The sequence below is a fragment of the Antarctobacter sp. genome (genome assembly GCF_034670325.1).
In the GTDB taxonomy this organism is placed as follows: domain Bacteria; phylum Pseudomonadota; class Alphaproteobacteria; order Rhodobacterales; family Rhodobacteraceae; genus Antarctobacter.
Map to the genome: position 1 here is coordinate 222,551 of NZ_JAXMNR010000008.1, position 13,612 is coordinate 236,162.

A 13,612-nucleotide genomic window follows, 5' to 3' on the forward strand; every position below is an offset into this window, starting at 1 on the left:
GGATTGTGACCTTGGGATGGAACGGCAGCGCGCCACGGATTGGGGCTTTTACAGGGGCCAACCACTTCATAAAGTAGCGCATGGCTGATCCTCGATTCATTCACCTGCGTGTCCACTCTGAATATTCCCTGCTCGAAGGGGCCATGCGGCTGAAAAAGCTGCCCGGCCTCTGCGCTGACATGGGGATGCCGGCGGTGGCGCTGACCGACACCAATAACCTGTTCGCTGCGCTGGAGTTTTCCGTCGGGGCCGCAGGCGCAGGCGTGCAGCCGATTGTCGGCTGCCAGATGGACCTGCGCTATGTCGAGCCGCAGCCGGGAGAGCGAGCCAAGCCGCCCGCCCCGGTGGTTCTGCTGGCGCAGACGGAAACCGGGTATGAGCATCTGATGAAGCTCAACTCTTGCCTGTACATGCGCCGCGACAACGAGTTGCCGCATGTGACGCTGGATGAGCTGGAGGCGCATTCCGAGGATGTGATCTGCCTGAGCGGCGGGCCGGACGGGCCGGTGGGACGGCATCTGCGGCAGGGGCATCGCGGGGCGGCACAGGCGCTGATGACGCGACTGGCGCAGATCTATGGCGACCGGCTGTACGTCGAGTTGCAGCGCCACCCCGGCGAAGATGGCACCACGCCCGAGGCTGAGCGCCTGTCAGAGCGCGGCTTTGTCGAGATGGCCTATGAGATGGACCTGCCGCTGGTCGCCACCAACGACGTCTATTTCCCCAAGACCGAGATGTACGAGGCGCATGACGCGATGATCTGCATCGCGGACGGGGCCTATGTCGACCAGCAGGAACCGCGCCGCCGCCTGACTCCGCAGCACTATTTCAAGACGCCGCAGGAAATGGCGGTGCTGTTCGCCGATTTGCCGGAGGCACTGGAAAACACCGTCGAGATCGCCAAGCGCTGTGCCTTTATGGCGTATCGGCGCGATCCGATCCTGCCGAAGTTTGCCGACGATGAGGTGGCCGAACTGCGCCGCATCGCCAATGAGGGGTTGCAGAAACGTCTGGCGGTTATCCCCCATGCGGTGACGGTCGAGAAATATCAGGAACGGCTGGATTTTGAGCTGGGCATCATCGAGGGCATGGGCTTTCCCGGCTACTTTCTGATTGTTGCGGACTTTATCCAATGGGCCAAGGACAATCACATCCCGGTCGGCCCCGGGCGGGGGTCCGGTGCCGGTAGCCTTGTGGCTTATGCGCTGACCATCACCGACCTTGACCCGCTGCGCTATTCGCTGCTGTTCGAACGGTTCCTGAACCCGGAACGGGTGTCGATGCCTGACTTTGACATCGACTTTTGCATGGATCGCCGAGAGGAAGTGATCCGCTATGTGCAGGAGAAATACGGCCACGACCGGGTGGGACAGATCATCACCTTTGGTGCGCTGTTGTCCAAGGCTGCGGTGCGCGACATGGGCCGCGTGTTGCAGATGCCTTATGGTCAGGTGGACCGCTTGTCCAAGATGATCCCGGTGGAGGGCGTCAAACCCGTCAGTATCGAACAGGCGCTGCGGGATGAGCCGCGTCTGGCCGAAGAGGCTAAGAACGAAGAGGTCGTTGACCGGCTGTTGAAATACGGCATGCAGGTCGAGGGGCTGTTGCGCTCTGCCGGCACTCACGCCGCCGGTGTGGTGATCGCCGACCGGCCCACGGATGAACTGGTGCCTCTCTACCGCGATCCGCGCTCTGACATGCCTGCGACGCAGTTCAACATGAAGTGGGTTGAGCAGGCGGGACTGGTCAAGTTCGACTTTCTGGGTCTGAAGACGCTGACCGTGATTCAGAACGCGATGGACCTGATTTTCAAATCCGGTCGCCCCCTGCATGTGGCCGCCGACGGCACCCAACTGTATGAGCCTGCCGAGGGCGCCGAGAACCAGATCAACGCCATCCCGCTGGACGATGAGGCGTCTTACAAACTGTATGCGGCGGCCAAGACGGTGGCGGTGTTTCAGGTTGAAAGCTCGGGCATGATGGATGCGCTCAAGCGGATGAAGCCCACCTGTATCGAAGATATCGTGGCGCTTGTGGCGCTGTATCGTCCCGGCCCGATGGAGAACATCCCGACCTATTGCGAGGTCAAGAACGGGCTGAAAAAGATCACTTCGGTCCATCCGTCGATCGACCATATCCTTGCCGAAACGCAGGGCATCATCGTTTACCAGGAACAGGTGATGCAGATCGCGCAGGTCATGGCGAACTATACGCTTGGCGGCGCTGACCTGTTGCGCCGGGCCATGGGTAAAAAGATCAAGGAGGCGATGGACGCCGAACGCCCCAAGTTCGAAAAGGGCGCGGGCGAAAACGGCGTGGATGCCAAGAAGGCGTCCGAGGTGTTCGACCTTCTGGAAAAGTTCGCCAACTACGGGTTCAACAAATCGCACGCTGCGGCCTATGCGGTGGTCAGCTATCAGACCGCGTGGCTGAAGGCGAACCATGCGGTCGAGTTCATGGCCGGGGTCATGAACTGCGATATCCATCTAACGGACAAGCTGGCGGTTTACTTTGAAGAGGTCCGCAAGGGGCTGAAACTGCCGTGGGTGCCGCCCTGCGTGAACCGCTCTCAGGCGACATTCGACGTGGTGGACGGCGAGTTGGTCTATGCGCTGGGCGCGCTCAAGAACGTCGGGCTGGAGGTCATGCGGCTGGTGGTGGCGGGGCGCGAGGAGCGTCCCTTTGCCACGATCTTTGATTTTGCGCGGCGTGTGGACCTCAAGAAGATCGGCAAGCGTCCCTTGGAGATGATGGCGCGGGCCGGGTGTTTTGATGTGCTGGATTCGAACCGGCGGCGGATCTTCGATTCGCTGGATGCGCTGGTGGCCTATTCGGCGGCGATCCATGAACAAAAGGCCAGCGCGCAGGTGTCGCTGTTCGGCGAGGCGGGCGAGGATCTGCCAGAGCCGCGCCTGTCGCCGGTGGCCGATTGGCTGCCTGCCGAACGCCTTGCCGAAGAGTTCAAGGCGGTCGGGTTCTATCTGTCGGGGCATCCGCTGGACGACTACATGCCGCGTCTACGCCGGGCCGAACGCACCGGGGCCTTCATGACGCTGGATGAACTGACCCACAAGGTGCAGGGCAATGGCGCGATGGTGGCCAAGCTGGCGGGGGTTGTTGCCGGTCGGCAGGAACGCAAATCGGCGCGCGGCAACCGCTTTGCCTTTTGCCAGATGTCGGACCCGACCGGGGCCTTTGAGGTCACGCTGTTTTCAGAAGCCTTGGAAAAGTCACGGGAATTCCTAGAGAGCGGGTCCAAGGTATTGGTCACTGTCGAGGCGACGATGGAATCCGACCAGTTGAAATTGCTGGGCCGTTCTGTCGCGCCGGTGGATGTGGCAGTGGCCGGGGCGGGCGTGACGGGCTTGCGCATCTTTGTCGAGACGGCGGATGCCTTTCCCAATATCGCCTCGGTGCTGGGACGGGCGGCAGAGCAGATGCCCAAGGCGGCGCGCGGACCGATCACCCTGTGCCTCAACGATCCGGCGCTCCCGGGGGAGGTGGAACTGGATGCGGGGCTGGATTACCCGGTGACGCCCGAGATCAAGGGCGCGGTAAAATCGCTGGACGGAGTGCTTGCGGTCGAGGAAATTTGAGTCGGCGCAGCGCTGGATCACGCCAATTGGCGTGACGGATGGTGGACGCGGCCCCCTTGTGCGCGCTACAACCCCGTGGATTTGCCGGGAGAACGACATGCGCGCAGGCGTTTCAAAAGCCGGAGTGACCCTCTGTCTGGGCCTGAGTCTGGGCCTGATGCTTGCAGGCTGTGGCGATCCGCTGTCCGAGGTGCCGCGCTACAGCGATGTGCCTTTGGCCGACGATACCGGGCAGGCAGATGCACTGGCACCGGATACGCCACGCACACCCGTAACGGGAGACGCGCCGCAGCGTGGGCTGTTGGGGATCTTCGGGGCAAGGGCGGCGGCAGCGACCGGCGATGGCGGTGCCGATGCGCCGGGGCCTGCGCCCCGACCCGGCGCGCCTGACGCGCGAGAGGTGCCGCTGGGGGTCAAGCTGCCCTATGGTCAGTTGGCCCGGGTCTGCGGAGAGCCCAAGCGTAAGCTGGGCAAACAGATCGAGGGATACCCCGCCAAGGGCAGCAAATACGTGTTGTATGACAGCGCGCCGGGGACAACGGCACCGCGTTCCTTTTACCTGACCGGATTCAAGGATCGCTGCGCGCGGCAATTCACGGCGGCGCTGGTGATCTTTGGTGCGCCTGAGAGTTATGAGCAGTTGCACTATGGGCCGTCCGGTGCGGAACTGCCGGTTTCGTCCACCGATGCAGCCTATGAAAAGGTCAAAAGCCGGGTGTGTCGCGTCCGCAAGGGCAAGCCCTGCGGGAGCAAGATGCGGACGCTGGCGCGCGATACGGTTTTTGTCAGCGTCTACGAGCGGTTCGGCAGCAATCCACGCTGGAAGAACATCCTGCTGCATGACGGTGAGGTGGTCGCCGTCGATCTCAAGAACTGAAGGGGACGCCGCACGGCGCTCCTGCGGCCCTGCGGGACCGCATATCGCCCCGCCCGCCGTCCCATGCGGGCTGCGTTTCAGTAGTGCGGGGGACGCTCATCCCCCAGCACGACACCGCCGGTGCCTTCGCTTTCACGGCTGGCCTCACGTTGCAGCAGCATCTCGACCCGCGCGGTCAGGCGGGCGATTTCCTTGTCCTGACGCGCGACCATTTCGGACAGGTCATCGAGGGCGCGCAGCGCGTGGGCAAGACGTTCTTCGAGCAAGTCAGTTCTGTCGTTCATGGCGTTTGCCCCTTTGCTGGTCTTGCGTGTGAGTATTTTCACCAAGAAGAAGCTGCAAGGGGGCGTGCTTGCCCCTCCGCAGCCGAAGGGCTAGAGGGAGCGCGAGCGAACCGACAACCGGGGACGACCCATGGCCAAAGAGAAAAAATCTCCTCGCCCCAAGGCGCAGACGCCGAAGGGCTTTCGCGACTACTTCGGACCGGAAGTGACCGAACGGACCGCGATGTTGCAGACCATTGCCGGGGTCTATCATCGGTACGGGTTCGAGGCGCTGGAAAGTGCGGCGGTGGAGACCGTCGAGGCGCTGGGCAAGTTCTTGCCGGATGTGGACCGCCCGAACGAGGGTGTCTTTGCCTGGCAGGATGAGGACGGCGGATGGATGGCGCTGCGCTATGATCTGACGGCGCCCTTGGCGCGGGTTTATGCGCAGCATCGCAACGAGTTGCCTTTGCCGTATCGGCGCTATGCGATGGGGCCGGTCTGGCGCAATGAAAAGCCGGGGCCGGGGCGGTATCGGCAATTCTACCAGTGTGACGCGGATACGGTTGGTGCGGCAAGCGTGGCGGCGGATGCCGAGATTTGCGCCATGCTTGCGGACACCTTGGAAAAGGTCGGGATTCCGCGCGGCGACTATCTGATCCGGGTGAATAACCGCAAGGTTCTGAACGGTGTGCTGGAAACCATGGGTCTGTCGGATGACGCGCAGCGCGACGCGGTTCTGCGGACCATCGACAAGTTCGACAAGGTTGGTGAGGCCGGTGTGCGTGAGCTGTTGGGCAAGGGGCGTCTGGATGCCTCTGGCGCGTTTATCGACGGCGTGGGGCTGAGCGACGCGCAGGCAGAGCCGGTGGTGGCATTTCTGACATCCGGTCGGTTGGACGCGGCAGAGACCTTGGCCAATTTGCGTGTGGCCATTGGGGGCGCCAAGATCGGCGAAGAGGGGATCGCGGAGCTGGAACAGATCGCCGCGTTGCTGGATGCGCAGGGCTATGGTCCCGACCGGATCATGATTGACCCCTCGGTGGTGCGTGGCCTTGGCTACTACACAGGGCCGGTCTACGAGGCCGAACTGACGTTCGAGATTTTCGATGAAAAGGGCCGCAAGCGGCAGTTCGGCTCCGTCGCCGGGGGCGGGCGTTATGACGATCTGGTCAAGCGCTTTACCGGGCAGGCGGTGCCTGCGACGGGGGTTTCTATCGGGGTGGACCGTCTGCTGGCGGCACTGCGCGAGAAGGGCCGCATTGGCGGTGCGGTGCAGGGCCCCGTCGTGGTGACGGTGATGGACCGGGATCGCATGGCCGATTATCAGGCCATGGTCGCGGACCTGCGCAACGCCGGGCTGCGGGCCGAGGTCTATCTTGGCAACCCCAAGAACTTTGGCAACCAGTTGAAATACGCGGACAAGCGCGGCTCTCCGGTGGCGGTCATCGAGGGCGGCGATGAGAAAGAGCGCGGCGTGGTCCAGATCAAGGACCTGATCCTTGGCGCAAAGCTGGCCGCCGATGCCAGCCTTGAGGAATGGAAAGACCATCCTTCGCAATATGAGGTGCCGCGCAGCGATCTGGTCGCCAAGGTGCGTGAGATTCTGGACCTGCACAAATGACACTGGCCGCGATCAAAACCAAGGCGGCGGTGCTCAAGTCCGGGTTTGCCGCAGCGGGCGCATTGCCGGTGGACTGTCCGGTTCTGTTGCCGGCGGAGACCTTGCTGGACCTGTATGGCGAGGACATCCGCACGCGGGCCTTTCTGACCCATGATCCGGTGCGCGGTGAGGTGATCCTGCGCCCGGATTTCACCCTGCCCGTGGTGCAAAAACACATGGCCGAGGGGGCAGAGCCTGCGCGGTACACCTATGCCGGGGAGATCTTTCGCAGGCAGGAGGAGCACCCGGAGCGGCCTTCGGAATACCATCAGGTCGGCTATGAGGTCTTTGACAGGGCCGATCCGGCGGGGGCGGATGCCGAGGTGTTTGCCCGCTTTGCGGAGGCGCTGGCCCCTTACGGGTTGCGGGCGATTGTCGGTGACATCGGTATACTGATTGCCGCCGTGACGGGGTTGGAAACAAGTGAGGCGCGCAAGGCGGCTATGATGCGGCACATCTGGCGGCCGCGTCGGTTCCGGGCGTTGCTGGAGCGCTACGCGGGCCGTGCGCCCGTGCCGCCGACGCGGGCGGCGTTGTTGAAGGCGGCGGACCCGATGGCTGCAACAGGGCCGGTGATCGGGCTGCGCGACGAGGATGAGATCGCCCTGCGGCTGGCGGCGCTGCGCGCCGATGCAGCCGAGCCGCCTTTGCCTGCCGGTCAGGTGGACCTGATCGAGGCGCTGGTGCGGGTCTCCGAGACCTGCGGCTATGCGCTGGAACGGCTGCGCGACATCGCCGTCGACATGCCGGCGATTTCCGGCGCGGTGGACCGGCTTGCCGCCCGCTGTGACGCGCTGGCGGCGCGGGGGGTCGATGTGAACAACCTGCCGTTTGATGCTAATTTCGGGCGCACCTCGATGGAGTATTACGACGGCTTTGTCTTTGGCTTTTCGGCGCCGGGGCATCCCGATTGGCCGTTGGTGGCGTCGGGCGGGCGCTATGACGCGCTGACCCGGCAGTTGGGGCAGGGGCGTGAGATCCCGGCGGTGGGCGGGGTGATCCGTCCCGGTCTGCTGGTCGATCTGGAGGAGGCCGTGGCATGAGCATCAAGCTTGGGGTGCCCTCGAAGGGCCGGTTGATGGAAAAGACCTTTGACTGGTTCGGCGGCTACGGCATCGGCCTGACCCGGACCGGGTCGGATCGGGAATATTCCGGCGTGGTGGCCGGGGTTGACGATGTGGAACTGGTGCTGCTGAGTGCCGGGGAAATCCCGCGTGAACTGGCGGCGGGGCGGATTCATCTGGGCGTGACCGGCACCGACCTCATTCAGGAAAAACTGGTGCAATGGGATCAAAAGGTGGCCCCGCTGGCGGAGCTTGGCTTTGGCCATGCGGATCTGATCGTTGCTGTGCCTGCCTGCTGGGTGGATGTGGACACGCTGGACGATCTGGACGCGGCGGCGGCGGCGTTCCGGGCGCGGCACGGGTTCCGGATGCGGATCGCGACCAAGTATCATCGGCTGGTGCGGGCCTATCTGCATGACGGCGGCGTGGCGGATTACCAGCTTGTCGACAGTCAGGGCGCGACAGAGGGCACGGTCAAGAACCTGACCGCCGAGGCCATTGCCGACATCACCTCGACCGGCGAGACGCTGCGGGCGAACCACCTCAAGGTGCTGGCCGAAGAGCCGGTGTTGCGGTCGCAGGCGACCCTGTTCAAGTCCCGTCTGGCAGCACAGACAGAGGCAGAGCGGGCGACGCTGCGCGCGGTCGAGGACCGACTAGGGCTTTGAGCCCTTGAAGATCGGGCGTCATTCCCAGTGACGGGGCCAAGGCCGTGGCCCCGTCGTTTTTCTTAACGCTTCCGATCAGACCAAACCGTCGAAATCGGACGCCGCGTGGCGTTCCTCCAGCGTCCCCTCATCGGTGCGGTTGACGATCCGGCCACGTTGCACGGCGGGGCGTTCAAGGATTTCGTCCGCCCAGCGTCGCACGTGGGTGTAGCTTTCAACATCGAGGAAGTCGCCTGCGTCATAGCTCTGGCCATGAACGGTGCGCCCGTACCAAGGCCAGATCGCCATGTCGGCGATGGTATAGTCCTCACCGACCATAAAGCGGTTGTCCGCAAGGTGCCGGTCGAGAACGTCCAACTGGCGCTTGACCTCCATGGCGAAGCGGTTGATCGGGTATTCCATCGGATAGGGCGCATAGGCATAGAAATGGCCAAAGCCGCCGCCCAGGTAAGGCGCGCTGCCCATCTGCCAGAACAGCCATGACAGCATCTCGGCCCGTTTGGCAGGATCGCCGAGGAAAGCCCCGAATTTCTCTGCAAGGTGCATCAGGATCGCGCCGGATTCGAAGACGCGGACCGGGGTGTCGCCAAAGCGGTCCAGCAGGGCGGGGATCTTTGAGTTCGGGTTGATATCGACAAAGCCCGAGCCGAACTGGTCGCCCTTGCCGATGCGGATCAGCCAGGCGTCGTATTCGGCGTCATGTCCGGCGGCCAGAAGTTCCTCGAACAGGATGGTGACCTTGACGCCGTTGGGTGTGCCCTGTGAATAAAGCTGGAAGGGATGTTCGCCCGTGGGCAGTTCCTTGTCATGGGTGGCCCCGGCGATGGGACGGTTTAGCGAGGCCCAGGCGCCGCCGTTTTCCTTGTCCCAGGTCCAGGTTTTCGGGGGGGTGTAGTTTTCGGTCATGGCATCACTTCTCCTGTCGCGTTGGTCAGAACGTACAACTCTTGTGCCGGAATGCCAGAGGAGGGCTGGGCTGCGCACAGTGACTGTGCGTATCTGTGGCATGACCGATCAAAACGATAGCCCCGTGGCGCTGGTGTTGGGCGCGGCGGTGCGACCCGGGGGAAGGCCTTCGCCCGCTCTGGAGCGGCGCGCGCGTCATGCGGCGGCCTTGTGGCGGGATGGCCATGTGCGGGGGATCGTGCTGTCCGGAGGGGAGCAGACCCATCCGCCGTCAGAGGCCGAGGTCATGGCGCAGGTCTGCCGCGACGCAGGGGTGCCGGATGCGGCGATGGTCATTGAACCGGCCGCCTCGACAACCGAGGAAAACATGCGGTTGGCGCGGCCGATTCTGGACGCGTTGGGCGCACATGAGGTGATCGTGGTCACAGACCACTATCACGCAGCGCGGGCGCGACTGGTGGCGCGCCGAGTGGGGCTGCGAGCGCGGACAAGTTGTCCGCAGTTGACGGGCGCGCGGCCTTGGCGCGTGGCGCGGGCCTGGACGCGCGAGGCGGTGGCCTTGGTCTGGTACTGGTTGCGCGGGGCAGGGCGCTAAGGCACCGCCCCACGCCAGTCGCCGGATTACCCAGGGACAATGATCTCGATATATTGCATCCAGCCGTTCTGACCGTAGACTTTGACGACGATATGCACGTTGCCGCTCATGATGGCATTGGCCACATAGGGCGGCAGACCACCGTTGTTGACCAGTTGTTCCAGTCGACCACGGTTGTTGATGTCACCGAAATACGGATCCCAGTCGTCACCGTATTGCGAGATGCCAAACCGGTGATAGTTGGCCCGGTCCTGCCGCAGAACCTGCGCCGCAGACGACAGGCGCACGCCATTGGAATTGTACAAATCCTGCTGCCCGATGAAAGCGTTGTAGGAGCCCATCAACTGCTGGGCCTGTGCCGCCAAAGGTGCGACGAGTACCAGCGCAAGAGCGAGTAAAAGACGTTTCATGTGAACCTCCTCATGACCATTTTCGATAAATCAATTTTATCACTGTGGGGAGGCAGGCGCATTGATGCAGGCCAATCCCGGGGTCAGAGGACACCAATTTGGGCCAGCGCGCCAGCCAGTTCCGGCGGCAGCGGTTCTTCCTCGGCGCGGGCTTTCGGTAGATCGGGGGGCGCATCGGCGCGCGCAAGATAGCGCCAGCCCTGAAAGGCGCGTTTTGGCGCGGCGGCGGTGCGGATCAACTCCGGGTCAAGGATCAGGGCACAGCGGGCGATGCCGTCCTGTCCGGTGACCGGATCAAACCGCAAAATGCGCTGGCGGCACTGGATAAGGCCCTTGATGACCCAATAGATCGAGCCACCGTTCAGCACCTCGGCCTCACGACGTGGCCACATCCGGGTGATGTGCCGCGGCAGACCGTCCGGACCATGGGCGCGCCGCGTGCCCTGCCAGTCGATCAGGCTTTCGACGCTTTCGGTGCCAGCGCTGAGTTTGAGTAGATGGGTTGTATCCGGCATGACGGGCCTTTCGTGTCCGGGGGATCATAGCGGGCGCAAGCCTGTGTTCAAGAACGGGTATTGCTGCGGTAGCGACAGAGACGGACGTAAACCATTCGCGTTTTGGTGAACCTCATGATGTGGTATACTCATATTCCCCGTATTCAACCTGTTGCGTGGATTTGCTAGATTGCCGCTCTGCCACCTAAGGGAATCGCCTGACATGACCCGCTTTGCCGCCCCCATCGCCGAACAGATCTGGGACATGAAATACCGCCTGAAGCAGGCGGACGGAACGCCCATCGACCTGAGCGTCGAGGACACATGGCGCCGGATCGCCCGGTCGCTCGCCTCTGTCGAGACTGATCCGGCCCTTTGGGAAGAGCGGTTTTACGACGCGTTGGAGGATTTCCGATACCTGCCCGCCGGACGGATCACGGCGGGCGCGGGGACCAACCGCTCTGTCACCCTGTTCAACTGTTTTGTCATGGGCACTATCCCCGACAACATGGGCGGCATTTTCGAGATGCTCAAAGAGGCCGCCCTGACCATGCAGCAGGGGGGCGGCATCGGCTATAATTTTTCCACGATCCGGCCCAAAGGCGCGCCGGTGGCGGGGGTGGCGGCGGATGCCTCTGGCCCGCTGTCATTCATGGATGTTTGGGATTCCATGTGCCGCACGATCATGTCGGCAGGGTCGCGACGCGGCGCGATGATGGCGACGATGCGCTGTGACCACCCCGATATCGAGGACTTCATCAGCGCCAAAGCCGACAGCGCGCGTTTGCGCATGTTCAACCTGTCAGTACTGGTGACCGATGCCTTTATGGCGGCGGTCAAGGCGGACGGCCCGTGGGAGTTACAGTTCGACGGTGTTGTCTATCACACGCTGCCTGCGCGCGATCTGTGGAACAAGATCATGCGCGGCACCTATGATTACGCCGAACCCGGCGTGATCTTTATCGACCGGATCAACCAAGCCAACAACCTGAACTATTGCGAGACGATCAGCGCCACCAACCCCTGCGGGGAGCAGCCCCTGCCGCCTTATGGGGCCTGCCTGCTGGGATCGATCAACATGGCGCGGCTGGTGAATGACCCCTTCACCGGAGACACGCATCTGGACGAAGCACAGCTGGATGAGCTTGTCGCCACCGCCGTGCGGATGATGGACAACGTGGTCGATGCCTCGAAATTCCCGCTGGAGGCGCAGCGGCAAGAGGCGATGAACAAACGCCGGATCGGGCTGGGCGTGACCGGGCTGGCGGATGCCCTGCTGATGGTGCGGCTGCGCTATGGCTCTGAGGAGGCGGCGCGTCAGACCGAGCGTTGGCTGAAACGGATCGCCCGCGCCGCGTATCTGGCCTCGGTGCAATTGGCGAAGGAAAAGGGGGCCTTTCCCCTGTTCGAGGCCGAAGGCTATCTGGCCAGCGGTACAATGTTGGCTATGGATGAGGACGTCCGCGAAGCGGTGCGCGCGCATGGCATTCGCAATGCCTTGGTGACCTCGATTGCGCCGACAGGGACGATTTCGCTGTACGCTGGGAATGTGTCATCGGGGATCGAGCCGGTCTTTGCCTATGCCTACACCCGCAAGGTGCTGCAAAAGGACGGGTCGCGGACTGAAGAGGAAATCGCCGATTACGCCGTGACGCTCTACCGCGAGATGTATGGCGCGGATGCGGAGCTGCCCGAGTATTTCGTGAATGCGCAGACGCTTGCCCCGTTGGAGCATGTGCGGATGCAGGCGGCGGCGCAGAAATGGGTGGATTCGTCGATCTCCAAGACGATCAATTGCCCCGAGGATATCTCTTTCGAGGACTTCAAGGATGTGTACCTTGAGGCGTTCGAGACGGGATGCAAAGGCTGCACCACCTACCGGCCCAATGCGGTGACGGGCAGTGTGTTGAGTGTGTCGGAGAAAGAGGACATCGCGCCGGGTGAGGCTCCGGATCAAGTCCGGGGCGGGGACGGGCAGGGGGCGGATGTCGTCTACATGTCTGAACCGCTGGACCGGCCGCAGGCGCTTGAAGGCAATACCTACAAGCTGAAGTGGCCCGACAGCGAGCATGCCATCTATCTGACGATCAACGACATTATTGTCGGCGGACACCGCCGCCCCTTTGAGGTCTTCATCAATTCCAAGAACATGGAGCATTTCGCCTGGACGGTGGCGCTGACCCGGATGATCTCGGCCGTGTTCCGGCGCGGTGGCGATGTGTCGTTTGTGGTGGAGGAACTCAAAGCGGTCTTCGACCCGCGCGGCGGCGCGTGGGTGCAAGGCAAGTACATCCCCTCGATCCTTGCGGCGATCGGCGGGGTGATCGAACGTCACATGGTCTCGACCGGGTTTCTGGAAGGCGAAGGGATGGGCCTGAAAAGCGATCCCCAGGCACAGGTTGTCAACCTCGACCCACCGCGCGGCCCGGCCTGCCCGAATTGTGGCCAATACGATATGCGCATGATCGAAGGCTGCATGACCTGCGGGTCGTGCGGGCATTCCAAGTGTCAATAACCATCGGTTATGTCCGAGTTATGTTTTTACGGGTGTAGTTATGCCAAAACCCGTTAATTCGCCTGCCAAGGGTCGGGACTTGCTTTGCCAAGAGCCCGTTAAGGATTGAAATCACTGGGTTAATTGAGAACGCGTATTCAAGCCTGTTTTGGTGGGAAAATGCTGCCGTGACAGTCCTACTGGCAGGTCCCCCCCCTGAGTTCTCCGACATGAGTAAAAGTTCGGCCCGCTTCCCTCCCGGGAGGCGGGCCGTTTTTCCTTGTCAATTTCTGCTTTTATAGGGCCCATAGCCTCGCTGCCCGCGTGACAACTTGGGTCTTTTTCCTACAGCATTTCCGATCCACGGTGTCGGTAGTCGGAGCTCTGGGGCATCAATTACCCAAGGCGGCGCATGTTGGGCGATTTTGACGTGCTACATGAGAGCGTTTCGCGCCTGAGGCAGATGGAGACAGGACGCGGTTTCCAGAGAACGGATCGGAAGGCCTAAGTTGGCGGTGTGCCGAACCCGATAGGAGAAAATAAGGGCGGCTTTCGCCGCCCTTTTAGGAAGTGCCTGCGAAT

11 protein-coding genes are annotated in these 13,612 nt (G+C 62.6%); 7 read left to right on the top strand and 4 right to left on the bottom strand.

The features are described 5' to 3' along the window. The first annotated feature begins 80 nt into the window (after positions 1–80). Together dnaE and VOI21_RS19700 are read left to right on the top strand one after the other, a co-directional pair. On the top strand, positions 81–3,596 hold the full coding sequence (gene dnaE / locus VOI21_RS19695; RefSeq protein WP_323771670.1) for a DNA polymerase III subunit alpha: 3,516 nt from the start codon (positions 81–83) through the stop codon (positions 3,594–3,596). Positions 3,597–3,693: 97 nt separating this feature from the next. Continuing rightward, entirely contained in the window at positions 3,694–4,473 is a 780-nt protein-coding gene (locus tag VOI21_RS19700) for a hypothetical protein (protein WP_323771671.1), read from the top strand. Between the two features lie 77 nt (positions 4,474–4,550). On the opposite strand, the gene VOI21_RS19705 is transcribed toward VOI21_RS19700, so the two are convergent. Beyond that, entirely contained in the window at positions 4,551–4,757 is a 207-nt protein-coding gene (locus VOI21_RS19705; protein WP_323771672.1) for a SlyX family protein, read from the bottom strand. Between the two features lie 130 nt (positions 4,758–4,887). Between VOI21_RS19705 and hisS the strand changes: the two genes are divergently transcribed. From hisS to hisG, 3 genes are read left to right on the top strand one after another with little or no spacing between them, the layout of a single operon-like run. Beyond that, positions 4,888–6,360 carry a histidine--tRNA ligase gene (gene hisS, locus VOI21_RS19710; protein WP_323771673.1) on the top strand — a complete coding sequence of 491 codons (1,473 nt, stop codon included), beginning with the start codon at positions 4,888–4,890 and terminating at the stop codon, positions 6,358–6,360. Next, on the top strand, positions 6,357–7,442 hold the full coding sequence (locus VOI21_RS19715) for an ATP phosphoribosyltransferase regulatory subunit (protein WP_323771674.1): 1,086 nt from the start codon (positions 6,357–6,359) through the stop codon (positions 7,440–7,442). The genes hisS and VOI21_RS19715 overlap by 4 nt, the downstream gene beginning before the upstream one ends. Next, positions 7,439–8,131, top strand: coding sequence for an ATP phosphoribosyltransferase (hisG, locus tag VOI21_RS19720; protein WP_323771675.1), 693 nt, complete (start codon positions 7,439–7,441; stop codon positions 8,129–8,131). The genes VOI21_RS19715 and hisG overlap by 4 nt, the downstream gene beginning before the upstream one ends. A gap of 75 nt (positions 8,132–8,206) precedes the next feature. On the opposite strand, the gene yghU is transcribed toward hisG, so the two are convergent. Beyond that, a complete protein-coding gene (yghU, locus tag VOI21_RS19725; protein ID WP_323771676.1) occupies positions 8,207–9,037 on the bottom strand; it encodes a glutathione-dependent disulfide-bond oxidoreductase in 831 nt (276 codons plus the stop codon). Positions 9,038–9,137: 100 nt separating this feature from the next. On the opposite strand from yghU, the gene VOI21_RS19730 reads away from it, so the two are divergent. Continuing rightward, positions 9,138–9,632, top strand: coding sequence for a YdcF family protein (locus VOI21_RS19730; protein ID WP_323771677.1), 495 nt, complete (start codon positions 9,138–9,140; stop codon positions 9,630–9,632). A gap of 26 nt (positions 9,633–9,658) precedes the next feature. Here the strand turns inward: VOI21_RS19730 and VOI21_RS19735 are convergent, their stop codons facing one another. Both VOI21_RS19735 and VOI21_RS19740 read right to left on the bottom strand, forming a co-directional pair. Then, on the bottom strand, positions 9,659–10,042 hold the full coding sequence (locus VOI21_RS19735) for a hypothetical protein (protein ID WP_323771678.1): 384 nt from the start codon (positions 10,040–10,042) through the stop codon (positions 9,659–9,661). A gap of 83 nt (positions 10,043–10,125) precedes the next feature. Then, entirely contained in the window at positions 10,126–10,557 is a 432-nt protein-coding gene (locus VOI21_RS19740) for a DUF1489 domain-containing protein (RefSeq protein ID WP_323771679.1), read from the bottom strand. A gap of 202 nt (positions 10,558–10,759) precedes the next feature. On the opposite strand from VOI21_RS19740, the gene VOI21_RS19745 reads away from it, so the two are divergent. Further along, complete coding sequence (locus VOI21_RS19745) at positions 10,760–13,051, top strand: adenosylcobalamin-dependent ribonucleoside-diphosphate reductase (RefSeq protein WP_323771680.1); 2,292 nt, start codon at positions 10,760–10,762, stop codon at positions 13,049–13,051. Positions 13,052–13,612: the final 561 nt, after the last annotated feature.